Source organism: Rhizobium sp. P28RR-XV, from assembly GCF_012641385.1.
Taxonomy (GTDB): Bacteria; Pseudomonadota; Alphaproteobacteria; order Rhizobiales; family Rhizobiaceae; genus Rhizobium.
In genome coordinates this window covers 234,305-258,123 of record NZ_JABAIG010000007.1, presented here as the reverse complement: position 1 = coordinate 258,123, position 23,819 = coordinate 234,305, and the positions used below count along the sequence as shown (strand labels likewise).

The window sequence follows — 23,819 nt, the reverse complement described above, 5'->3', positions numbered from 1 at the left end:
GATAAGTCGGTTTCGTCTGAAGCATCGGTCGCCGGGATGACAAAAACCGGTCTGCGCCGCAACTGGGTTTGGCTGGTAATCGGCGTGATAGCTTGCCTCATCGGCTGGTTCGTTTGGCAAAAATATGCTGGCCAAGGGCAGCCGGCGGGAATTGCAAGCGGCAACGGCCGTATCGAGGCAGTCGAGGTCGACATTTCGACGAAAGCCGCCGGGCGAATCAAGGATGTCACCGTGGATGAGGGCGATCTCGTCCAAGCCGGACAGGTGCTCGCTCATATGGATATCGCTCAGCTGGAAGCACAGTCGCGGCAGGCTCTGGCGGAAGTACAGAGGGCAGTGGTCGGTGTCGACACCGCAAGCAGCCTCGTCAAACAAAGACAGGCGGAGAAAACATCGGCCGATGCGGTGGTAGCGCAACGCCAGGCTGAACTCGATTCCGCGCAGATCAAGGAAAAAAGATCTGAACAGCTGGTCAAGGCAAACTCCGCTGCGCAACAGGTTCTGGACGACGACAGAGCCGCAGCCCTTGCTGCGAAGGCCGCGCTCTCGGCAGCGCAGGCTCAGGTCGCCGCGTCAGAGGCCGCGCTATCTTCGTCGAACGCGCAAGTTATAGATGCCAAGGCTGCGGTCGATGCAGCCCGTGCCGCCGCAGAGAGCATTCAGGCCGATATCGATGACAGTACCCTGAAATCACCGCTCGCCGGCCGTATCCAGTACAAGGTTGCCCAGCCGGGCGAGGTGCTTGCCGCTGGCGGGCGCGTTCTTGACCTCGTCGATCTCAGCGACGTCTATATGACCTTCTTCCTGCCCACCGATCAGGCGGGCCGCGTTGCACTTGGAGCCGACGTGCGGCTTGTGCTCGATGCGGCCCCCAAATACGTCATCCCAGCGAAGGTGACGTTTGTCGACAATGTGGCGCAATTCACGCCAAAGACAGTCGAGACGGCCGACGAACGCCAGAAACTCATGTTCCGTATAAAGGCCAAAATCCCGGAAGACCTGCTTCGCAAATACATCCAGATGGTCAAGACCGGCCTGCCGGGAGTGGCATATGTAAAGCTCGATCCTCAGGCTGTATGGCCAAAGAATGTTGAGGGAACCGTCGTCCAATGAGCGCGGCCGGCAATCGCGCGCTTGTTGGATGTCTTCACGGCGTTGGGCTTTCCTACGGAAAAACACGCGCGCTTGAGAAGGTAACGCTGGATTTGCCTGCTGGGCAAATGCTCGGATTGATTGGGCCTGACGGCGTCGGCAAGTCCAGTCTTCTGTCGCTTATCGCGGGAGCCCGGGTCGTGCAAGAGGGCCTAATCACAGTTCTGGACGGCGATATAGCCGATGCAAAGCACCGCGAGCGCACCTCTCCGCGCATTGCTTACATGCCCCAGGGTCTCGGCAAGAATCTTTATCCGACGCTCTCCGTCTTTGAAAACATCGATTTTTTTGCACGCCTTTTCGGACAGGACACAGCCGAGCGCAGGCAGCGAATAGGATCCCTGCTCAAGGATACTGGTCTTTCAGCCTTTGCCGATCGCGCTGTTGGCAAACTTTCGGGGGGTATGAAGCAGAAGCTGAGCCTCTGCTGCGCCCTGATCCACGATCCCGACCTGCTCATTCTCGACGAGCCGACGACCGGCGTGGACCCGCTCTCCCGCCGTCAATTCTGGGACCTGATCGCCGCGATCCGCACAGGCCGCCCCGGGATGAGTGTAATCGTCGCCACGGCCTATATGGAGGAAGCGGCCAACTTCGATTGGCTGGTTGCAATGGACGCCGGGCGCGTCCTCGCAACCGGATCGCCGGCCGACCTTTTGGAACGAACCGGAACGACCAATCTTGATGCCGCATTCATCGCCCTTTTGCCTGAAGAAAGGCGGATAGGCCATGTCGACGTGCATATCCCGGCGCGATCGAGCACCTCAGGCAGCGAGCCGGCCATCGAGGCCGAGCATCTGACGATGCGTTTTGGTGATTTCACGGCGGTCGACGACGTCAATCTGAGTATCGCGCGTGGTGAGATCTTTGGCTTTCTCGGCTCCAACGGTTGTGGAAAGACGACGACGATGAAAATGCTCACCGGCCTCCTGCCGGCAAGCGTCGGTACGGCGCGTCTCAACGGTCAAGAGATTGATGCCGCCAACATGGAGGTGCGCCGCCGAGTCGGCTATATGTCGCAAGCCTTTTCGCTTTATAGCGAACTGACCGTGCGGCAGAATCTGGAGCTTCACGCCCGCCTTTTCAGCGTCGATGCCTCAGTTATCCCGGACCGCATGCGGGAGATGGTCCGACGCTGCGATCTCGCTGATGTCATCGATACGCTTCCAGATGCCTTGCCACTCGGAATCCGCCAGAGATTGTCGCTTGCGGTCGCGATGATCCACGGCCCAGACATCCTTATTCTCGACGAGCCCACGTCCGGCGTCGATCCTATCGCCAGAGACAAGTTCTGGCAGATCCTTTCCGATCTATCTCGAAACGACAATGTGACGATTTTCGTTTCAACGCACTTCATGAACGAGGCTGCCCTGTGTGACCGCATCTCGCTGATGCACGCGGGCAGGATCCTGGTGACCGACAGCCCTGCGGCGATCGTGGAGAGCCGATCGGCCGAAAGCCTACAAGATGCATTCATCGCCTATCTGGAAGACGCAATCGGCGGAGATGCGAATCTGGCCATCGCTTCGACAGCACCCGCCGCCGGTCCCGAGGCTTCAGATCTCAAGTTCCATGCCACAGACGATCGTTCACAGCGTCTATTCAGTTTCAACAGGATGTTTGCCTACTCCAGGCGCGAGGCCCTGGAATTGCAGCGGGATCCAATCCGGGCAACCTTGGCGATCCTCGGCAGTGTTATTTTGATGTTCGTGATCGGATACGGCATCAATCTGGATGTCGAAAACCTTTCGTTTGCTGTCCTCGATCGTGACCAGACGATGATCAGCCAGGACTACGTTCTCCAGATTGCCGGCTCACGTTACTTCAGCGAGAAGCCGCCTATCGTCGATTATGACGACATGGATCGTCGCATGCGCAATGGGGAATTGACCATGGCGGTCGAGATCCCACCGGCCTTCGGTCGGGACGTATCGCGAGGTCGCAACGTGCAGATCGGGGTGTGGATTGACGGCGCAATGCCCTCTCGCGCCGAAACAATCCTCGGCTATGTGCAGGGCGTTCACGCGCAATGGCTCGCGCAACGCGTCCAGGACGCCAGTTCGAGTGCAACCTCATCGACGGGAGCGTTTCAACTCGAAGTGCGCTATCGTTACAATCCTGACGTCAAGAGCCTAGTGGCCATGGTTCCCGGCGTCATCCCGCTTCTACTTCTCATGATACCTGCGATGCTGGCTGCCCTGAGCGTCGTGCGGGAAAAGGAACTCGGGTCTATCATCAACTTCTATACCACCCCGGTCTCACGGTTTGAATTCCTGCTTGGCAAACAACTTCCATATATCGCTCTTGGGATGCTCAATTTTGCGATGCTGACGGCGTTTGCAGTCTTTATATTCGCGGTTCCGTTCACCGGCAGCCTGTTGACGTTCGCCCTGGCAGCAATCTTGTACGTAACTGTGGCGACCAGCATGGGTCTGCTGATCTCAACCTTCATGAGCAGCCAGATCGCAGCTATTTTCGGCACGGTGCTGGCAACGGTCATTCCGGCCTCGCAGTATTCCGGTATCACCGATCCCGTTTCCTCGCTTCGCGGGGCGGGGGCTTTTATTGGTCGGATTTACCCTGCCACCCACTTTGTCACCATTTCTCGTGGAACGTTTTCGAAAGGCTTGGGGCTCGCGGATCTGGCAGGGTCCTTCTTCCCGCTGATCCTCGCGGTCCCTGTAGTGATGATGTTGGGCGTATTGTTGCTCAGCAAGCAGGAGCGCTGAAGATGCGTGTCGAGAGTGTTTTGCGGCTAGGCGTAAAAGAGTTGTGGGGTCTCGCGCGCGATCCCATGATGATGATCCTGATTGTCTACGCGTTTACACTTTCGGTCTATACGGCATCGCGAGCATCGCCCGATACGCTCAATAACGCACCGATCGCGATCGTCGATGAAGATCAATCCCCGATATCGTCCCGTGTTATCACCGCATTCTACCCGCCCTATTTCGCGGTTCCCGAATTGATTTCAGCGTCACAGATGGACAATCGCATGGACGCCGGCCTGGACACGTTTGCGGTGGACATACCGCCGAACTTCCAACGCGATCTCTTGGCGGGCAGATCTCCGTCGATCCAGCTCAATATTGATGCGACCCGAATGTCGCAGGCATTTACCGGCGGCGGTTACGTTCAGTCTATCGTTTCCGGCCAGGTCAACGAATTCGTTGACCATTCCAGATCTAGCAAGCCCCCTTCGATCGATTTGGCCCTAAGGGCGCGGTTCAATCCCGATCTCGATAAAGGGTGGTTCGGGGCGATCAACAACGTCATCTCGTCTGTCACCATGTTGTCGATCATCCTCGCCGGAGCTGCCCTGATCCGGGAACGTGAGCACGGGACGATCGAGCATCTTCTCGTCATGCCCGTCACGCCGACTGAAATCATGCTGAGCAAGATTTGGTCAATGGGAGCGGTCGTGGTTGCTGCTGCCTTCTTCTCCATCGTGGTTGTCGTTCAGTTGCTGCTCAAAGTGCCGATCGAAGGATCGATCGCACTTTTCATGCTCGCGACCGTTCTGGACGTCATCGCAACGACCTGCCTGGGCATATTCCTGGCGACCATTGCCGGATCGATGCCGCAATTCGGAATGCTCCTCATGCTGGTTCTGTTGCCTCTTCAGATGCTATCCGGCGGAATGACGCCCCGTGAGAGCATGCCAGAGATTATTCAGACCATTATGTTGGCCGCGCCCAACACCCATTTTGTCATTCTGGCGCAAAGCGTGCTTTTTCGGGGTGCGGGAATTGGCGTCGTCTGGCCTCAACTGCTTGTGCTGGCATTGATCGCAGCTATCTTTTTTATAGCTTCACTTCATAGGTTCCGACAGTTCTTGAGATGAGATAGCCATCGTGTCGCGATGAAAGGCGTAAGCATTACCGCGAGACGATCAAAGGACGCGAGGGAACTCGCGAGAGTGATCGCGTCGTGCTCATTGGAAGCAGCGTTTGCCATATGGATACGTCCGTGCGCGAGCTTGAATGGCTGAAACCAGCTCGAGCCGATCAACTGCGATTATCGACTACATCTCTGACGACAATCCCGACGCAGCGCAAAGATTGAAAGATGATATCTAGACCAAAGTCGCGAAGCTTCCAGAGCACCCCCGACTTTACCGGCCCGGTCGGGTCGAAGGTACGCGGGAAATGATCGTGCGGGCAAACAATATCGTTGTGTACACGGAAGACCCATACGCGGTACGCATCCCGCGTGTCGAGCACGCCCAATCTCTCCTCCATGGAACCGGTCTCGACCTCGACGCTATAGCAGCCGAGGTCGGTTATATCGACGGGGCGACACTAGGCACGCTCTTACGCCAGCGCCTGGGAAGAGGCGTGCGCGATCTGCGCGCTGACCTGCGTTGATGGCGTTGTCATGCCTGGATGGCGCCCGTTTCGCGACATAGAACGCAATCGAGCCATTTGCTAATGCCCAGCGGCGGGAACTCTGCCATTGGCTCCCTCGTTTCGTTCGAGCGCCCAAAAGCTCGGAGGAAGTCGATTTGCCGATCATTGCCACCGCGGCTTGGTCCATTCCCAAAAAAGTGGCCGGCCGGTTTGCACAGGAGGGAAGCGGTTTGACTCGATACGCTTCGGTGTTCGATGGCGTCGAGATCAATTCCACGTTTTACCGCCATCACAGAACATCAACTTTCGCACGCTGGGCCGAAACGGTCCCCGAGAACTTCCGGTTTGCGGTAAAGATCCCCAAAGAGATTACCCATACTCGAGCGATGAAAGGCATCGCCCAGCCGTTCCACACATTTCTCGATGAGATCGCGCCCCTTGGAGAAAAACGCGGTCCGCTGCTCTGCCAGCTGCCACCGTCGCTGGCGTTCGACACTGATGCGTTCGAGACGACGTTTCAGGCGATGCGGAGCGCCGATAAGGGACCGATCGTGATCGAGGTAAGGCACAAGAGCTGGGCATCGGCCGAGGCATTGGATCTGATCAAAAGCTTTGCGATCGACCGGGTTCTCGCCGATCCTGCGCCGGTGTGGCCGGCGGAGGATTTCGACACGGTGCCGCGATACGTTCGTCTCCACGGTAAACCGAAAATCTACTACTCGAGCTACGCAGATGAGGACATCCGATCGTTCTCGAAACTTTTGGCGCCGGACGGCTGGTGCGTGTTCGACAATACCGCTTCCGGCGCCGCAATCGAAAACGCGCTAACGATGCAGGTTTTTGCAATCTGCGATGCGGCCCGCAGGATGTTCAGATGAGGCGACCTGCGGCGGAAGCTAAAGTGTTGAGACTTTTGCGCATCATAATTACAGAGTGGGCGGCCGGATCGATGGTTCGAATCTGTTCAAGAGCCTAAATTTCGGATACCTGACCTGAGCGTTTCACATCGATCTTTTCCGCAGTCCCAAATCTCTTCGCTCCGCCGCATTGGAAACGCCCAGCCTTTCCCTTCAGATTAATCGGGTCCGCGCAATGGCGCAACTGTAACCGGCGCAACGGCCTGACGTCAAAAACAAGCGCCTTGCTCAGGCCTCCAAGAAACAACGTGACATCGCCCACGAGCTGCTTCACGACTTTCCCGCTCCCCATCGTCTCTTTCTTGCGAAAGAAAGGCGATTGTCGCGTGATATTGCAGCGGATGAGTAGACCAGCAAGCAGCTACTGCATGCCGGCTGAAAGAACTACACCATCTGTATTGCGAACCGCTCGCTTGGCCCGAGCATTGCCGTTTCGGCAAGGAAAGAGCCGAAAATCGGCGCTTCTTAAGAACGCTCTAGTTTGTCATAGTTTGCTAAAGGCGCCGTTCAGAGCGCCGTGAGGCGAAGGACATGGCTTATGTAATTACTGAACCCTGCATCGATACGAAGGATGGGGCCTGCACGGTCGCCTGTCCGGTCGATTGCATCTATGAGGGCGGAAGGATGTTCTACATTCAGCCGGAGGAATGCATCAATTGCGGGCTCTGCCTTTCTGTTTGCCCAGTTGACGCAATCTTGTGGGACGAGGAAATGCCAACGGAGCGGCTGTTCCTGCGCGAGGTCAATCGCGATTTCTTTGCCAATGACGTCACCGGATGGGGCGCCCCCGGCGGTTGGGACAAGAGCCGCGTCACCAGCCTCGATCATCCTTTCGTGGCAGCCTATCGTAGCCCGATGGAACGCAGAATCTGATAAAATGGGAGGAGCCTTTTCGTGACGCAGACCCGGATTTCCGGCGTGATCGCCGCCCTGCCCACGCCCTTCGACTATCATGGCGACATCGATGATGCCGCCTTCATCGAACACGCTCGCTGGTGCCTTGATAATGGCTGCGATTTCCTGAACGTGCTAGGAACGACGGGTGAGGCCAACTCTCTTTCCGCCACCCAGCGCAGCGCTCTCATGATGACCGCAGCGCGGGAATTGGATGGCAGCAGGCTGATGGTCGGGACCGGCACGCCGGATCTGGAAACGACGGTTGCATTGACGCGCCGTGCCTTCGATCTTGGTTTTGCGGCAGCGCTCGTGCTGCCGCCCTATTACTACAAGCCTGTTGAGGAAGACGGCTTGTTTGCGTGGTTTGCCGAGCTTGTAGCAAGGACGGCGGAGACGCCGATTGCGATCTACCTCTATAACTTCCCGCAATTGACCGGCATCGAGTTTTCACCCGCCTTGTCAGCGCGGCTTTCGCAGGCTTTTCCAAAGCGGATTCTTGGGGCGAAGGATAGTTCGGGCAATCTTGCCTATGCGCGTGAGCTCGCCAAGATCGCCGGCTTCGGCGTCTTCCCGAGCAGCGAGGCGGCGCTTGCCGATGCCGGTCGCGATGGCTATGCGGGCTGCATCTCAGCGACGGTCAACATCGACCCTCCCTCGTCGCAACAACTATGGCACGATCAGGAGAATGCCCAGCTGCGGGATCAGGTGCGTCGTCTGCGGCAGAACATCGCCGCTCATCCCCTTATTCCGGGGGTCAAGTACCTCGTTGGCAAGCGCAGCGGAAATCCGGTCTGGACCAGGGTGTTGCCGCCTCAATTGCCGATTACTGACAGGAAAAGGCTCGATAGCCTCGATGCGTTGCGACTCGTCGCGGTAGTCGACGCATGATCTCCGCCGGGCTCGAAATCATAAGATCCCCGGCCAGGTCGCATAATAGGCACGCGTGGCCTCGGACAAAGCTCGAACAAGAGGACGTTGCTTCTCAAGCCTTGTCAGATCGGCTCTGGCCTGGGCCAGGAGTTCGCACAAGGCTGCGTCAAAGTCGATGCCTGTCAGTTTTCCTTGGTGCATGACCTCTCGGCCCGCAATGACAAGCCCCTTGGCATATTTAGCGCTCATGCGGGTCAACAGGATTTCCGCTTCGTCGGCGTCGTCGAACAGTGCTTCGGTGATCAAGCCCTCATAGTCGATGATGGTGAAATCTTCGGCTTCGTATGCATTGATCACTTGGCCGCCGACGCGAATGACGGCATCGAACACATTCCGCGCCGTCAGCCGTCGCGTCAGGCCGCGACCGCCCTGCAGGAGATAGAGGAGCCGCATCTCCCGCCATAGATCCTGATCGTCATCCAATCCGGTGCCGTCAAGACCAATGGCGAAGGCGGGGCCGCCGATCTCTAACGTGGAGGTGATCGGAGCGACGCCTGAGCGGAGGCGGAGATTGGCTGAGGGATTGCTAACGAGCTGCACGCCCCGCTCAGCAAGCAGTTCGAGTTCATCGGGGCGCAATTGGACGCCGTGGGCAATAGCGAGCCGCGACGACAGAAAGCCGATTTTGTCGAGATAGGTGACGATGCCCTCGGGAAAACGCCGATCGAGCCAGAAGCGTTGCCGCGGGCTTTCGAGCAAGTGCATATGGATGCGCCGGCCACGCAGCGCGGAAGCCTCAGCAATCGCCTCCAGAAGCGCATTCGAACACCATTGCGGCCCGATCGGGCCATACTGCACATCGATGAGGGGATTGGTATTTGCGGCGGCGACAGCCTCGACGGCAACGAGCTGTGTGTGAATGGGAGCATAGTTCGGAATCGTTCCGGCAAGTGCATTCCAATCACCTTCGGAGAGAAATGGGCGCAATCGCTGCGGGCCGCCATCATAGGCCCAGGCATCGTTGTCGAGCAGTGGGCAGGAGAGGCCAAGCCGAATGCCGACATCACCTGCTGCCCGCATAACCGCGCTTGCTTCCTCGACCAGACGATCAATGTTGAGGGAGTTGTGGCAATGCATGGTCGCGCCGATGCCGGTTCTGGCAAGCCGGCCGAAGGCGACGAGCGCTTCGAGGTAGGCATCCGTTCGCGGCCGCAGTCTGAGGCCCGGTATCCAAGCTTCCAGTGCGTCGTCGGTCGCGCCGAAATCAAGGGTGCGGATGCCGTAGCCATGATCGTGAGCATTGACAGGTGACGGCATGATCAGATCGCCGGGCAGCGCGGTCGCAGTGTCGAATTGCAGTGGTAGGTCTGTCAATGTGTCGAAGCGCGTGGCCGGGCCATAGCCAGGACATTTTAGCAGGCGGATCTTTTTCATGCTTTCTCATCTGCTGACAATGGTTCTCAAATCCTCGCCAAACCTGCGCAGTTCGGTATTAAGCTGCTCGATAACTGCTTGGCTGGCATGAGTTAGATGCCGGTCGCGCGGCACGAAAATACCGATATCCACTATGCTAAGCTTGAAGTCCCGGATCGGGATGGCAACGATTTCGCCCGTCTGGATTTCCGGCCAGAGTCCCACCGGCGTAAAAAAACCAATGCCGTCTCCAGACATGATTAATGGTTTGAGGAGGATTGGATTGTTGGATGCGACCAACGTTCGCCCCACTCGATTGAGCCCCGCAAGTTCGACCGCTATCGCCGAACTGACGACTTCGCTGTCGAGCGCCAGAAGAAGCTTAAACTGGGCGCATTCTGGCAAGGTCACCGATTTCGCCCGCGCTAATGGGTGCGATGGAGCGACCATGGCCATGAAGGCTGTGCGGATCGAGCCCACAAGCTTCAAGTCATGTGGGGTTGCAAGATCAAAGCTGATGCCGATATCAATGTCGCCAGCCGCCATGAAATGGAAAATATTGTTGTAGGCTCCTGCTCGCACGCGAAAGTCGACTGCAGGATGCAGCTTATGAAACCTCTTGATGAAATCAGGAAGAAACGTGACGAGCAGGCTATCGAGGGCGGCGATATGGACGCGGCCCGTATTCTTTCCCTGAAGGTCGCCGAGATTGGACTTCATGACCTCGAAGTCCTGCAGCGTCTCCTTGGCATGGCGCAGCACGATTTCGCCCGCAGAAGTTAGGCGCAAACCGTCGGAAAAGCGCTCGAACAGCGGTGTCCCAAGCTCGTCTTCCAGCTTCTTGATTTGGCGGCTGACGGCGGACGTTGCCACATGCAGCTCTTCAGATGCCTTTCGGATCGATCCGGAGCGTGCGACCTCGGCGAAATATTTCAGAATGCTGGCATGCATGAAAAGCCCTCGGCAATCTTGAAGCTATAGCATGCCTATCTGCCGCGCCAAACGGGCGCCCGCTTCTCGCGGAAGGCCGCTACACCTTCCATGGCATCCTCGCTTTTCAAGGCCTTGATGAGCGCGGGCGTCCGCAACGCTTGCGCCTCTGCAGGGCTTAGATGTGCTGTGCGATTGACCGTCTGCTTGATCGCCCGCAACGACAGCGGCGCACAGCCAACGATGTCGGCGACCCAGCGATTGACGGCGGCGTCCAGTTCGGCAGCCGACACGACTTCGTTGACGACGCCGAAACTCGCCATTTCCTGCGCGCCGAACTGTCGCCCCGTCAGCATCACGGCCATGGCACGGTTGAACGGAATCTTGCGCTGCAGGAGCACCATGCCGCCATCGAGCGGCATCCGGCCGACGCGTGCTTCTGGAAGGCCGAACCGTGCCGTTTCCACAGCAATGACGATGTCGCAGCCGAGCACCATCTCGAAACCGCCGCCAAGCGCGTAGCCGTTTACCCGGGCGATGACGGGCACGTCGAGCGAGCGGCGGAAGGCGAGGCCGCCAAAGCCGTTTTCTCGCCCGACCGTCCAGTAGTCGACGCCAGAACTGCCGCTTCCGCCCTTCAGATCCGCGCCTGCGCAAAAGGCCTTTTCGCCTGAGCCCGTCAGGACAACGCAGCTGATGTCGTCGCGCCTCTCGATCTCTGTCCAGACCGACTCCAGCCTTGCCTCGGTCTCCGCATCAACCGCATTCATCCGGTCGGGCCGGTCAAGCGTAACGCGGGCGACGCGGTCTTCAACGGTGAAGGAAACGCTCATGCGGCGTCTCCCTGCAGCGCGGAAAGCGAGGCCAGAATTTCCTCATTGTGCTGGCCGAGCTGTGGCGGTGCGATCCGCACGGTGACCGGTGCGGCCGACATGTCGATCGGCGAACCGATCAAGCGGATCGGACCGGCGGCGGTCTCGCCTGCCTCAAGTATCATCTTGTTGATGATCGTCTGCTCGTCCTTCAACGCCTCGGGGAGTGAACGCACCGGCGCGCAGAGGATATCGACGCCTTCCAGTCGGGCGATCCAGTGCGCGGTGCGGTTCTTGGCGAAATTCTCACGGAAGATTGCCTGCAGCTCCGGCCGTCGCGCCATCTGCGCGTCGAAATCCTTGTAGTGCGGATATTGCGACAGGTCCTCGATCTCCAGTGCCTCACAGATGTCGCGCAGCGGATTCGGCTTGAACGCGCCGACCATGACGATGGCGCTGTCCGTGGTTTCGAAGACGCCTGTCAGTGGGAATGCGCCCCAGTTCAGATCTTTCTGCCGCATCAGATGCGTCGTGCCTTCCTGCATCTGCATGGCGATCATGGAGTTGTAGAGGCTGACGGCCACCTGCTGTCCTTCGCCTGTTTTGTCGCGCTGCAGAAGGGCAAGCAGGATGCCCTGGACGAGATGCATGCCGGCCGAATAGTCGGCGAGCGGCGTGGCATAGATTGAAGTCGGATGGCTGTTGTCGGACTTTCTGCGCATGACACCGGAGACAGCCTGTGCAAGCACATCCTGACCGCCCTTGTGCTGATAGGGGCCGGTCAATCCGAAGCCGGTGCCGACGGCGTAGATCAGACGCGGATTGATCTTCTTCAGGTCCTCGTAGCCGAAGCCCATGCGCTCCATGACGCCGGGCCGGAAGTTGTTGACGACCACGTCGGCCGTCTCCAGCAGCGTCAGGACGGATTTTTGTGCCGCCGGATCTTTGAGATCCAGTGCCAGGCTCTTCTTGTTGCGGTTCAGCGAGCAGAAGACGGGATTGTTCAGTCCATCAGGATCGGAGCCGAGCGACCAGCGCGACAGATCGCCGATCTTCACCTTTTCGATCTTGATCACCTCGGCGCCGTAATCAGCCAGAACCTGCGTGCAGGAGGGTCCAAGCATGACTTGCGTGAAATCGATCACGCGGATTCCGTCGAGTGGCAAAGTCATCATTCTGCAGCCTCCAAATATGTGGCGTTCTCCGATGGGATGTCGCCGGGGTCGGCTCCCTGGGCTCGCATCTGCTTCTGTATCGTACTGATATCGGCTCTGCGGACAGTCGTTCCGGCATTGAGCGCGACGGTTGCCGCAACGCCCGCCGCCTCGCCCATCGCCATACACGGCGGGATTTCGCGGCTGGATTTCTGTGCCTGCGGGGTTGCCGAATAATGCCGGCCGGCGACGATCAGCTGATCGATCTCCTTTGGCAGCATTGCGCGATAGGGGGTGTAGTAGTCGCGGCCACGGCAGACGGTATCGGCGAAGTGACGGCGCGACATGACATCGTCCTTGGTGACTACGTAGGCGCCTTCCAGCTGCCGTGTCTGGCGCACGCCCGTCTGCGGCGCGAAGTCGACGACATAGGCATTCTCAAAGCCGGGCATCTTCTGACGGGCAAATTCGAGCAATTTCGCAATGCGCGAGCGGCCCTCGATCTCGGCTTTTGTCAGGTCCGCCACCTTCAGGCCGCTCAGCGTCGGCATATGCGGGCAGTTCAGCCAGACGATGCCTGGCAGCGGTGTCTTTAGCCACCAGAAGGACCAGCAGCCGCCGATCAGTCGCTTGGCCTCGTGATCGAGCGCCTTGAAGGCTTCGGGTTCCTGCCGTTCGAAGCGCTCGGCGGCCCCAGTATCGATGCCACCCCAGCGCGAAACCGTGGTCAGGATGAAATTGGATTCGATATAGGCGGCGCCGGCGCTGGCCGCCACGTCCAGATCGCCTGTCGTGTCGATGACGACATCGCCGAGAATAGCCTGCATGCCTTCCTTCGTCTGGCAGATCACGCCCTTGATCGTTCCATCCTCGACGATCGCCGAGGAGAACCAGCTATGGGTTCTAAGCTTGATCCTGGCTTCGCCGATCATGTCATAGGCGGCGCGCTTGAACGCGTCGGGATCGAACGCTGCCGAAAAACAGATAGGGTGCGGCATCGCCTTGGTGTGAAAGTCGAAGAGACCCCAGCGTGCCCAGCGCTGCCAGGCCTCCGGCGTCTCCCTGAACTCGATCAGGCGGTCGCGATCGGTCGGTGTCACGCAAAGGCCCCAAACCTTCATACGCTCGATCATTTCCAAGCAGATGCCGCGCACGGTGATCTCAAGCTCGTTGATCATGTCGTCGAGCACCAGCACCATGCCGCCGGCGGCAAGCCCGCCGACATAGGGATAGCGTTCGAGAAGTGTGACGCTGGCGCCGTTCCTGGCGGCCGAGACGGCTGCTGCGATCCCGGCCGGTCCGCCGCCGACCACCACCACATCGGAGCGATCGACGACAGAGATATCCCGTGCAGGCTGATGAATAACCTGTGTCATTGGTGTTTCCTTGATGTTGTTGAGCGCTCAGTGCTGCCCGGCCGGTTTCCAGCGGACCATCTTCGCCTCGGCGATCGAGACGATGAAAAAGAGGATCACGGCGAGCAGGGCGGCAATGACAACCGTCGCGTAGAGAAGCGGCGAGCGGAAATTATAGGTCGCCTCGATAATCAGTGCGCCGAGCCCGAAGCTAGACCCGATCCATTCGGCGACGATCGCTCCCATGACACTGCTGGTCGCCGCGATCTTCAAGGCTGCGAACAGGAAGGGGAGGGAGCTTGGAAGGCGGACCTTCCAGAGGATTTCGAAATTGCTGGCCGAAAGCACCCGCATGAGGTCTAGCATGGCCGGACTGGCCGCGCGAAGACCCTGGACCATGTTGACCAGCGTCGGGAAGAAACAGATGAGGCCGGCGATAATGATCTTCGGGGCGACGCCGTTGCCGAAGATCAAAACGAGGATCGGTGCCAGGGCGATGATCGGGATCGCCTTGACGAAGACGGCAATCGGATAGAAGGCCCTTTCCGCCGTCGCGCTGTGAACGAACCAGATCGCCAGCATGATCGCGACGAGATTGCCGAAGACGAAACCGAGAACGGCTTCGAGTAGCGTCGGCAGGAGGTTGCGCGTTAGTGTCGCGGCATTGTCGCGAAACGCGTAGAGGACATCGACCGGAGCTGGCGCCATGAAGGTCGGGATCTTGAAGATCCAGATGACGGCCTGCCACAGCACGATGCAGCCGAGGGCCGCCAGGATCGCCGGCATGTTCGAAGACAGAACGCCAATGGTTGCATCGAGGATCGCGGCCTTGCGCGGCGCTTTGCCAATACCACCGATTTCGGGGTGCACAGCGTTGCTCACATGCATTCCTCCAGCAGTACGCGTAGATGCGCGGTTACTCTGATGAAATCGACGGTGTCGCGCATGGAAAGCGCGCGGGGATAGGGAAGGTCGACCTTCATGAATTCCTTTACACGGCCGGGATGGGCCTGCAGCATCAGTACATGCTGGCCGAGGAAAACGGCTTCCGGAATGGAGTGGGTCACGAAGACGATGGTCGTGCCCGTTTCCCGCCAGATACGCAGCAATTCCTCGTTGAGCTTGTCGCGGGTGATTTCGTCCAACGCGCCGAAGGGCTCGTCCATCAGCAGGATGCGCGGCTTGGTCACCAGCGCGCGGGCGATCGCCACACGCTGTCGCATGCCGCCCGACAGCTCATGCGGCAGGGCATTTTCGCGCCCCTTCAAGCCGACCAGGGCCAGCAGTTCCATGGGGTCCGCGTAGGAACTCTTGTCGTGCCTGCCGACTTCGAGCGGCAGGCGGACATTGTCTATAACGCTACGCCACGGCAGCAGTGTCGCTTCTTGAAAAACGAAGGCGAAATCGCGACCTTCGCGGGCCTCGCGCGGCGGGCGGCCGAACACCGAGACCGAGCCGTCACTGATGCCAACAAGATCGGCAATGCAGCGCAGCAGGGTCGACTTGCCGCAGCCTGATGGCCCGAGCATGGTGACGAAGGATCCTTCGGCAATATCGACTGACACGTTGGAAAGAGCGGTGAACTCGTTGCCCTTGTCGCCGAAGCGGATATCGAGATCGCGAATGGAGACGGCGAGCCTTGCCGTTTCGGCAACGGGCAACGACTGTTTTATGGTGGCGGCGCTTATCATGGCGTTCACCCGATTTGTTTGCGGATTTCGGTCGTCGCATCGAGGATCGCCATGGTGGCGACGTCGTCGACTGTCGGTACCGTGCCGGTGAATTGTTTCAGGTCGGCGTAAGCCTTGATCTGTGCTGCCCAATTGTCCTTATTCATCGCGCCCCAGCCGGTCTGCTTGGTGCTATTGCCGAAGGAGAAATCGATGACCGGGTGGACGGCTTCAAGTTCGCTCGCCTTGTCGAGATTGGGATAGGCGTCGACCAGCATGTCGACGGCTTCTTCCGGATGGTCGCGAACGTAACCCCAGCCTTTGGCGGCGGCCGTGGTGAAGCGCACCAGCACGTCGGAATGTTGGTCGAGCTCTTCGTCGGTCGTATAATAGACGTTGGCGTAGAGCTGCAGGCCGGCATCCCAGAGCATCATGTCGACACGCTCATCGCCCAGCACCTTCAGCGCATTGGTGTTCGTCACCCAACCGGTGACGGCATCGGCCTGGCCGGTGATCAGCTGGTTCATGTCGGAACCCATGTTGACCATCTTCACCTTGTCTTCTGGAATGCCATTTTTGGCGAGGAGCGCGCGCAGAAGGATGAAGGCGGTCGGCTGTGTGGCAATCGTCTTGCCGATCATGTCCTTCGGCTCGCGGATGGGCGACTTCTTCAGCGAGAAATATGTAAATGGGTGTTTGCGGTATCCGGCAAGGAACGCCTTAACCGGCATGCCGGCCGAGCGCGCGAGCATGACGGAGGGACTTGAGGAGATCTGGCCGATCGTGGATTGCCCGGCCGCCACACCGGCGACGCCATCGACATTCGGGCCACCGGGGACGATGGTGAGATGGATGCCCTGCTCGGTGAAGAAACCCTTCTTCTGTGCCGCGACTTCGCCGATTAGCCCGTTGGAAGCAAGCCAGCCGAGCTGCATGCGTACTTCGGCAATATCGGAAGCATTTCCGGCACGGATGCTGACGAGACTCTGGGTGGCGGCGAGACCTCCGATTACAGCAGCGTTGGATAGGAAGCGGCGACGATTCATCATGAATTGCGGCATTTTGACAGTTCCCCTGTTGATTGGGCGATCGGACTTTTGCCTCGTTATCCACCAATGATCGGATGATGGGGGAATTCCGTGTTCTAATAAAGAACAATTATGCGCATTCTCCATTGCCAAAAAGGCAACTCTGCTCGGGTTCGTTTAGGTCGATGCGGGAGGTTCGTCCGCCGATCGCGGACTCCCGGCGGAGATGGGGGAGCGGGAAGATATGGGAAAAGGGATTTTCAGATAATCAGGCGGCTCTTGGGAAGAGCATCCTGGCAGCGCAAACCCGGATTTGGAGGGGATCCAATTCGAACTGGCTCCCCGCTTGTCCATCTTTGAAGCAGCTCGCGTCCTTGGAATCCTTTTGCTAGCCTGAGGGCCCGATTATCATTGAGCCTTCAGCCACCGGCTGGGCGAGGGTGCGGATGAGACCGAAAGGTGCACGTCACGGCCCTTGTTGGATCAAATGCGCAAGCTGCGAAAACGTCTTGCGGTTGGCTGAGGCCGATCACCGCGGGCAGCCTTGCACGATGATATTGGGCACCACCGCGACGCAGTCGCTAGATCCTATGCGAAAAGCAAACTTCAATAAGGTCAGCGCAATTACGGTCAGCGGTCCGCATCCTTCAAGACATAGGCATCTTTTCGAGGCGGGCTGGACTGCCACGGGCGTGCGTCCCGGGCCCAATGCGCCGTGCGGCTATATTACGCCAGGTTTGAGCCATCGAAAGCAGGCATGTCTCCTTGGTAACGGTCGAGGCTGATGTCTTGAAGCGTCGCACGACGGTGAATTTCGGCCATGGTCGGTTCGAAGATACTGTTTCGGCGTTCAAGTTCGGCGTGTTCGGTAAGGTAAGCGGGCAGCAGCTCGCCGAGTTCGGCGAAGATTTCCGCCTTGTTGACCGTGGTCAGTTGACCATGTTGCATAACCACACGACCCGCGACCATCACGGTCTCGATCGAAGAGCCATTCTCGGAAAAGACCAGCTGTCGGGTGGCATCGTTGAAAGGCGTGAAGGCATAAGAATTGAGATTGAGGATCAGAAGATCGGCTGCCTTGCCGACCTCCAGCGTCCCAGTGATCTCTTCCAGCATCGCGCTGCGCGCACCGCCGATTGTGGCCATGCGCAAGATTTCGTCGGCCCTTACCCATTTCGAGTAATCCGGGCCGGATGCGCTATGGATCAGGCCCGCGACACGCATGACGTCGAAAATGCGTGATGTGTCATTGGAGCAGACACCGTCCGTCCCCAATCCTACCGTGACCCCTGCGTCCAATAGCCGTCTGATCGGCGCTATGCCGGCGCCAAGCTTCTGGTTGGAAACGGCATTATGGGCGATCGACATGCCGGCCTCCCCCATCAGCGCGATATCCTCCTCGCTCACCCATACCGAATGGGCAAAGGTCGTATTGCGCTTGAGCAGGCCAAGTCCGTTCATATGGGCAACAATCGACTTGCCAAGGATCTCGTGACCCGTGACAGCCTGCGTCTTCGTCTCCAGGACGTGGGTGTGATAAGGGACGCCCTTTTCGATCGCGAGATCCATGCATGCGACCATGAGATCCGGCGTGCAGCGCTGGGGCGCCGAAGGTGCGATCATGAAATTCAGCCGGCCGGCGCGGTCATGAAGGGCGGAAAAAGCGGACCTGCAGTAATCGATGTAGTCATGGGTCGTTATCGGCGGCCCGAAATCGAGCATGTCCTGCAAATGCTGCGGCATGACTTCCCGGGCGTAGGGAAGGGCGTCGAGTGTGTGGATGTTCATGACCGCGCTTGAGACATTTGCGCGAATGCCAACATCATCATAAGCCCGAAACACCGTGCTCAAGCGGTCCAGATCGTGCGCAGGCGGATCGAAGAAGTCATCGCAGAATGTCGTCACGCCGCTCCCGAGAGATTCCATCGCTAGCAGCAGGCTGCGGAGATAGAGGAGCCTTTCGCCTATCGCGTCGTTCATCAGGAGAGGATAGGCATAGAGCAGCCAGATTTCCAACGGCATGCCCTGATAGCGACCGCGAAAGAACGTCTCGCTCGAATGCGTATGCGCGTTGACCAGTCCCGGCATGACCAGCTTGCCGCGGCCATCGATGACCTGTGCACCCGGCTCAGCCTGGAGGTTCGAACCGATGGCCTTGATCGTCGTGCCTTCTATCAGGATATCGCCGTCGAAAGGCACAGTCCCGTGCTTCTCATCGACGGAGAGAATTTTAGCGCCGCGGACAAGGGTCTCAGTCATGGCAGGTTTCCCAGCGAGCGAATGAGGAGGTCATAATAGGCATTCGGGTCACCATCTCTGACATAGAACACATTCTTCGGTCGATCGGTTATCTGCCACCAGTCGGCAACCGTCATGCCTGCAGTCAGCGTGCCATTCAGTTCGACCGCGACGCTAATCAGCCGGCCCGAAAAAATCTCCGGCGCAAGCATGAAGGCCGGGACGCAGGGTCCGTGCAGCGGCGCGCCTTCCCAGCCATACTTCCCGAGATCAAAAGCCTGTGAAAATTCCAGCATTTCGGCAGTGGCGACGCTGCATCTGTTGCCGAATGCCAGCATGGCCTGTAGGCGCTCCGGCGTCGAACGCATCTGATGGGTCACGTCGAGCGGCAACAGGGTCGTCCGGATACCGGCCTTCAGGACGATGTCGGCGGCCTCGGGATCGACATAGCAGTTGAATTCGGCCGTGGGCGTGATGTTTCCGACCTCGAAATAGGCACCGAGCATGGCGACGATCTCGACAATCTTCCCGGCAATGTCCGGGGCCTTGCGCAGGGCCACGGCAAGGTTGGTGAGTGGAGACAGGGAGCAGATGGTAATCTCGCCGGGATGCGCCCGCACGGTGTCGATGATGAAATCGACGCCGTGTCTCTGCTGCACCTTGATGGCCGGCATGGGCAGATGGGCGCCATCGAGCCCTGTTGGTCCGTGAACATGCTCGGCCATGACCAGCGGCCGGATGATCGGCTGCGGGCAGCCTGCAAAGACCGGAATATCGGGCCGTCCGGCCAGTTCCACCAGCTTCAGGCAGTTGGTGATCGTATGGTCGAGGCTGATGTTGCCGGCCGTTGCCACAAGGCCAAGTACGTCGAAAGCCTCGCGTTGACCGAGTATCATCAGGATTGCAGCCGCTTGATCCTGACCTGGGTCAGTAAGAATGATGAGCTTGCGCGTCATGCCGCCGCCTCAATCTTGCCCGGCGCACCGCCCTCAAGCCATGCGTAGAGCTCCCAGGTTTCGCCATCCGGTCCGTAGAAATAGGCACCCCGTGCGTTCCAGGCATAATCGGCCGGCGGGCTGACGAATTCGACACCATCGGCCTTCAGTTGATCATGAACCAGATCGAGTTCAACAGCGCTATCGAGCTTGACGGCGATCAGCACAGCGGATGCCGATCCTGCCTTCACATGTACGCCGGCATGGTGTTCGATATGGTTGCGTTCCCAGAGTGCCAACGTCAGGCCGGCGCCGGTAAAATCAGCAAATCCGGGTGCTCGGTGCTTCAGGTCGAAGCCGAGTTTTTTGGTATAGAAGCGGATCGACCTCTCGATGTCGGTGACGAGAATACAGACATCCTGGATCGGATGGACTTGCGCGAATTTCATGATGTTTCTTCCCTGATTATTGGTCTTTGAGTTCGGCAAAACCGGTCGCCGCCTTCGCGCCGCCGCGCAGCTTGCCCGAAAGCCAGACGCCGAGGATGGTGGCCAGGTAAGGCAGTGCCTGTAGGAGATCCTGGGGAACCTTGTCACCGAAAGTAAGCTGGGCGCGAATGCCGATGGCACCCACGACCGCGAAAAAGAGTGCTGCGAAGCTTGAGCCGATGGGATGGGCGGCGCCGAATATGACGGCGGCGAAAGCCATGAATCCCCGCCCCGACGTCATGCCCTGGGCAAAGAACTGCAGGCTGCCCGCCGCCAGTTCCGCTCCACCGACAGCGCAGAGCACACCGCCTATGCAAAGGGCAATCAGCCGCATCCGCGATGGGTTGGCGCCAATCGAGCGCGCAGCGAAGGGGTGCTCGCCGCAGGCTGCAAGCCGCAAGCCAAAGCGGGTGCGTCTAAGTAGCACCCACAGACCTAAGACGACGAAGGGCATGGAAGGCACGAAAACTGAAAGCACTCCGTAATCGCCAAAGGCCGGACCCAGCTTCGGCGCGCCGAAAGGGGCAGAGACGGTCGCCTGGCTGCCGAAGATCGATTCCACCGCGAGAGCTGTGCCGCCGATGCCGAGCCCCGTCAGGCCCAGGCCGGCGATGATCGGATTTGCCTTGAGCCGGTCGATGACAAACCAGAGCAGGACGGAAGCCAGCACGCAGAGGACGATCGCGATCAGCATGGCGAGCCAGAAGGAATTGGTTAGCATGATGCCGAGAATGATCGCACACGAGCCGATGATCATGATGCCTTCGAGGCCGAGGTTCCAGACGCCGGCGCGCTGTGCAATCATGCCGGCAAGGGTCACATAGACGAGCGGCGTGCCGGATCGAAGGATGGCAATTATGACGTCGTTCATGGTGAGCGCCTTCCGATCTTGAGAAGCCGGTCGAGAAACTCGGCACGGGCGGTGATGAAGAGCGCGATGGCGGCATTGATGATGTCGATGGCCGCTGCAGGCAGGCCCGCCATAATCGGCAGATAGAGAGCAGCAGAGGCAAGCCCGCCGAAGAAGAGCGAGACGACCGCGGTTCCGACAATCGACAGATTGGCGACCAGGGCAATCAGGATGGCAGTAAAGCCGTGGGTCGGCAGGAAGCCGGAGGCAAGACGACCATTCGGACCCATCAGCTCGATCGTGCCCGCAAGTCCCGCCATTGCGCCTGAGATCAGGAATGAGGATAGGCCCAGTTGCCAGAGCTTTGCACCCTGCCACTGCACCATGGTGCCATTGCGGCCCGCAAGGTTCGCCAGCACACCGAAGGCGGTGCGGTTGACGAGCAACCACATGGCAATGCCGACTAACGCCGCGATGACGATGATGGCCGGCGACAGACCAAGCGAATTGGAAATCCGATAAGCGGCATCGAGCGGTCGGCTAGAGGCTTGCTGGCCGGAGCCGGATGGATCCTTGAGCGGGCCGGAGGTGACATAGATTAGCAGCAGGCCTGCGAGAAAGTTGCCCATGAGCGTGGTGATCACCTCGTCCGTTCCGGAGCGAAGCCGCAGCAAACCTGGCCATAGCGCCCAAAGCGCGCCGCCGGTCATTCCCGCGATGAAACAGGCAGGTATGACAACTACCGCGGGGCCGCCTTTCAGCCATTCGGCCGCAAAGGCCGCGCATATTGCGCCGACGTAGAACTGACCTTGTGCGCCAATGTTGAAGAAGCCGGCGCGAAAGGAGATCGAGACACCAGCGGCGGTTATAAACAGCGGCAGGGCCCAGCGAAGGCTTTGCTGCAACGCGCCTGGATGCAGGAAGGCGCCGTCAGCCACCGAAGTGAGCATAAGCCAGGCGTCGTAGCCGGCAAACTGGAAGACGATGGCGCAGAGCACCAGGGCCAGAACCACGAAAATCAGACTGCGAATGATAGTGAGGATACGGTCCCTCATGTGAATGCCTCCGTAGCCGCCAGTCTTGCCGCACTTCCTCCCAACCCCGTCATGGCAGCACCCACAGCCTGAATATCGTACGCAGGAGCGAATTCGCCCACGAACCTGCCGGACAGCATGACCATCACCCGATCGGAAATATCGAACAGCTCATCCAGATCGGAGGAGATAAGCAAGATGGCCGAACCCCGATCTCGCGCTGCCCGCAGCGATTGCCAGACGAAGGTTGTGGCGCCAATGTCGAGCCCGCGTGTCGGCTGTGCGGCGATGATAACCTTGGCGTCCTGATCGATCTCGCGTGCGAGGACGACCTTCTGGGCATTGCCGCCTGAAAGTGATCCAGCCTTCTGTAGCGACGAGAAATAGCGAACGTCCCATCCTTTGAGCGCCTTGTCGCAAAGACTTCGGATTTTCGAGGGATTGACCAGCCGGAGCAGTGATCCCTGGAGCAGGTCGCGGGCGCTCCAGTTTTCCCAGAGCGAACTCGTGAGGCTGAGCCCTTCAACATTGCGCTCGAAGGGAATGATGCGAAGTCCCAGTCGACGGCGGACGGTCAGCGGTTCGGTGCTTATGTCGTGGCTGCCCAGTGTGATATTACCCGAAGCAAGGTCGGCAAGATTGGCGATGGCTCGCACCAATGTCTTCTGACCATTGCCCTCGACGCCGGCGATGCCGAGTATCTCGCCTGGCCTGAGCAAAAGATTGATGCCATCCAGCGCCGTGCCTTCGCTGTCCGGCCTGGTGGAAATGCCTGACAATGCCAGGACAGGAGCTGCGTCCAGCGAACTTTGGCCTTGCGCATGATCAACAGTCTCCGAGCCGGTCAGGGCTTTTCGGTCGTCGGCTCCAATGTTCCGGACGGCGTCGCCGACGATCAGTGTTGCGAGGCGTTCGGCACTGATATCGGTGCAGGCGAGCGGGCCGTCGATCAGCTTCCCGCCACGCAGCACCGTCACCGTGTCGGCGATACCCAGAACTTCGCGAATCTTGTGAAGGATAAGGATGACGGTGACGCCGCGTTCCTTCAGCTTTCGAACGCGGGCGAAAAGCGTCTCGATGCCCGATGGCGACAGTACAGCGGTGGGCTCGTCGAGGACGAGGATCTTGGCATCCGTCACCAGCGCGCGGGCGATCTCGATACCTTGCTGCGTTTCGATCGGCAAATCGCGAATGCGCTTGCCGAAATCGATCTGCACTTCGAGGCTTTCGAGATGCGGTGTCCAGCGCCTGACCAAACCCTTTCGGGAGAAGATGCCACCCTTGCCGCTTGCGCCGAACTCCATAGCTTCCGCAACAGTGAAGGAGGGAGGCAAAGCAAAACTCTGATGCACAAGCTCCACGCCCGCCGCCCGGCTTTCTCCGACATCGCCGGTGCGGATTGCGCGACCGTGGATGCTGACGACGCCGTCGGCCGGCCGGACGATGCCAGCGGCGACGCGAGCGAACGTCGTCTTGCCCGCGCCGTTCTGGCCGACGACAGCATGGATGAGACCCGGCGCGAATCCAACGGAAACACCGGAAAGTGCCGCCACCTCGCCATAGCGCACGGTGACGCCGCCGAGGCCCAGCGCGGGTTGAAACGAATTAGACATGTCTTACCCCAAAGATCCGACTAAAAAGGCCATCGACGGACGGGTTCGCGGCCCTGACGAGGGCGAGTGTGACGGGGCCGCGGACCCAGGGCAATCCGGGTAGGGATCGCCAAC

At 59.2% G+C, this 23,819-nt stretch carries 21 protein-coding genes; 6 read left to right on the top strand and 15 right to left on the bottom strand.

Annotation, left to right across the window (positions count from 1 at the left end; translation table 11 throughout):
- The first annotated feature begins 36 nt into the window (after nucleotides 1-36).
- Genes HGP12_RS16935 through HGP12_RS16925 form a run of 3 tightly spaced genes read left to right on the top strand, consistent with a single transcriptional unit; the run spans nucleotide 37 to nucleotide 4,996 of the window.
- A complete protein-coding gene (locus HGP12_RS16935; RefSeq protein ID WP_168879364.1) occupies nucleotides 37-1,113 on the top strand; it encodes an HlyD family secretion protein in 1,077 nt (358 codons plus the stop codon).
- A complete protein-coding gene (gene rbbA, locus HGP12_RS16930) occupies nucleotides 1,110-3,881 on the top strand; it encodes a ribosome-associated ATPase/putative transporter RbbA (RefSeq protein ID WP_168879363.1) in 2,772 nt (923 codons plus the stop codon). Before HGP12_RS16935 ends, rbbA begins: the two co-directional genes overlap by 4 nt.
- A gap of 2 nt (nucleotides 3,882-3,883) precedes the next feature.
- Entirely contained in the window at nucleotides 3,884-4,996 is a 1,113-nt protein-coding gene (locus HGP12_RS16925; RefSeq protein WP_168879362.1) for an ABC transporter permease, read from the top strand.
- A gap of 163 nt (nucleotides 4,997-5,159) precedes the next feature.
- Here HGP12_RS16925 and HGP12_RS33790 read toward each other — a convergent pair whose 3' ends face one another.
- Nucleotides 5,160-5,381 carry a hypothetical protein gene (locus tag HGP12_RS33790; RefSeq protein WP_205926497.1) on the bottom strand — a complete coding sequence of 74 codons (222 nt, stop codon included), beginning with the start codon at nucleotides 5,379-5,381 and terminating at the stop codon, nucleotides 5,160-5,162.
- Nucleotides 5,382-5,656: 275 nt separating this feature from the next.
- Between HGP12_RS33790 and HGP12_RS16915 the strand changes: the two genes are divergently transcribed.
- The 3 genes from HGP12_RS16915 (at nucleotide 5,657) to HGP12_RS16905 (ending at nucleotide 8,203) form a co-directional block, all read left to right on the top strand.
- A complete protein-coding gene (locus tag HGP12_RS16915) occupies nucleotides 5,657-6,379 on the top strand; it encodes a DUF72 domain-containing protein (RefSeq protein WP_168879361.1) in 723 nt (240 codons plus the stop codon).
- A gap of 570 nt (nucleotides 6,380-6,949) precedes the next feature.
- Complete coding sequence (gene fdxA / locus HGP12_RS16910; RefSeq protein WP_168841598.1) at nucleotides 6,950-7,291, top strand: ferredoxin; 342 nt, start codon at nucleotides 6,950-6,952, stop codon at nucleotides 7,289-7,291.
- A 21-nt stretch (nucleotides 7,292-7,312) separates the two neighbouring features.
- A complete protein-coding gene (locus HGP12_RS16905) occupies nucleotides 7,313-8,203 on the top strand; it encodes a dihydrodipicolinate synthase family protein (RefSeq protein WP_168879360.1) in 891 nt (296 codons plus the stop codon).
- Nucleotides 8,204-8,221: 18 nt separating this feature from the next.
- Here HGP12_RS16905 and HGP12_RS16900 read toward each other — a convergent pair whose 3' ends face one another.
- The 14 genes from HGP12_RS16900 to HGP12_RS16835 form a co-directional block, all read right to left on the bottom strand.
- Complete coding sequence (locus HGP12_RS16900) at nucleotides 8,222-9,619, bottom strand: amidohydrolase family protein (protein ID WP_168879359.1); 1,398 nt, start codon at nucleotides 9,617-9,619, stop codon at nucleotides 8,222-8,224.
- Nucleotides 9,620-9,625: 6 nt separating this feature from the next.
- Entirely contained in the window at nucleotides 9,626-10,549 is a 924-nt protein-coding gene (locus tag HGP12_RS16895; protein WP_168879358.1) for a LysR family transcriptional regulator, read from the bottom strand.
- A gap of 35 nt (nucleotides 10,550-10,584) precedes the next feature.
- Nucleotides 10,585-11,361 carry an enoyl-CoA hydratase-related protein gene (locus HGP12_RS16890; RefSeq protein WP_168879357.1) on the bottom strand — a complete coding sequence of 259 codons (777 nt, stop codon included), beginning with the start codon at nucleotides 11,359-11,361 and terminating at the stop codon, nucleotides 10,585-10,587.
- On the bottom strand, nucleotides 11,358-12,515 hold the full coding sequence (locus HGP12_RS16885) for a CaiB/BaiF CoA-transferase family protein (RefSeq protein WP_168879356.1): 1,158 nt from the start codon (nucleotides 12,513-12,515) through the stop codon (nucleotides 11,358-11,360). The genes HGP12_RS16890 and HGP12_RS16885 overlap by 4 nt, the downstream gene beginning before the upstream one ends.
- Complete coding sequence (locus HGP12_RS16880; protein WP_168879355.1) at nucleotides 12,512-13,870, bottom strand: FAD-dependent oxidoreductase; 1,359 nt, start codon at nucleotides 13,868-13,870, stop codon at nucleotides 12,512-12,514. The genes HGP12_RS16885 and HGP12_RS16880 overlap by 4 nt, the downstream gene beginning before the upstream one ends.
- A gap of 27 nt (nucleotides 13,871-13,897) precedes the next feature.
- Nucleotides 13,898-14,737 (bottom strand): ABC transporter permease, encoded by an 840-nt coding sequence (locus HGP12_RS16875; RefSeq protein WP_205926496.1) that lies wholly within the window; start codon nucleotides 14,735-14,737, stop codon nucleotides 13,898-13,900.
- Nucleotides 14,728-15,540: an ABC transporter ATP-binding protein gene (locus HGP12_RS16870; protein ID WP_168879354.1), complete on the bottom strand. Its 813-nt coding sequence runs from the start codon at nucleotides 15,538-15,540 to the stop codon at nucleotides 14,728-14,730. The genes HGP12_RS16875 and HGP12_RS16870 overlap by 10 nt, the downstream gene beginning before the upstream one ends.
- A gap of 5 nt (nucleotides 15,541-15,545) precedes the next feature.
- Nucleotides 15,546-16,580, bottom strand: coding sequence for an ABC transporter substrate-binding protein (locus HGP12_RS16865; RefSeq protein ID WP_168879353.1), 1,035 nt, complete (start codon nucleotides 16,578-16,580; stop codon nucleotides 15,546-15,548).
- A 693-nt stretch (nucleotides 16,581-17,273) separates the two neighbouring features.
- Nucleotides 17,274-18,806, bottom strand: a complete 1,533-nt coding sequence (locus HGP12_RS16860) for an amidohydrolase family protein (protein ID WP_168879352.1) — start codon at nucleotides 18,804-18,806, stop codon at nucleotides 17,274-17,276.
- On the bottom strand, nucleotides 18,803-19,741 hold the full coding sequence (locus HGP12_RS16855) for a nucleoside hydrolase (protein WP_168879351.1): 939 nt from the start codon (nucleotides 19,739-19,741) through the stop codon (nucleotides 18,803-18,805). The genes HGP12_RS16860 and HGP12_RS16855 overlap by 4 nt, the downstream gene beginning before the upstream one ends.
- On the bottom strand, nucleotides 19,738-20,169 hold the full coding sequence (locus HGP12_RS16850; RefSeq protein WP_168841586.1) for a VOC family protein: 432 nt from the start codon (nucleotides 20,167-20,169) through the stop codon (nucleotides 19,738-19,740). Before HGP12_RS16850 ends, HGP12_RS16855 begins: the two co-directional genes overlap by 4 nt.
- 16 nt (nucleotides 20,170-20,185) lie before the next feature.
- Nucleotides 20,186-21,079 carry an ABC transporter permease gene (locus HGP12_RS16845; protein WP_168879350.1) on the bottom strand — a complete coding sequence of 298 codons (894 nt, stop codon included), beginning with the start codon at nucleotides 21,077-21,079 and terminating at the stop codon, nucleotides 20,186-20,188.
- On the bottom strand, nucleotides 21,076-22,113 hold the full coding sequence (locus tag HGP12_RS16840; RefSeq protein ID WP_168879349.1) for an ABC transporter permease: 1,038 nt from the start codon (nucleotides 22,111-22,113) through the stop codon (nucleotides 21,076-21,078). Before HGP12_RS16840 ends, HGP12_RS16845 begins: the two co-directional genes overlap by 4 nt.
- Entirely contained in the window at nucleotides 22,110-23,705 is a 1,596-nt protein-coding gene (locus tag HGP12_RS16835; RefSeq protein WP_168879348.1) for an ABC transporter ATP-binding protein, read from the bottom strand. Before HGP12_RS16835 ends, HGP12_RS16840 begins: the two co-directional genes overlap by 4 nt.
- Nucleotides 23,706-23,819 lie beyond the last annotated feature (114 nt).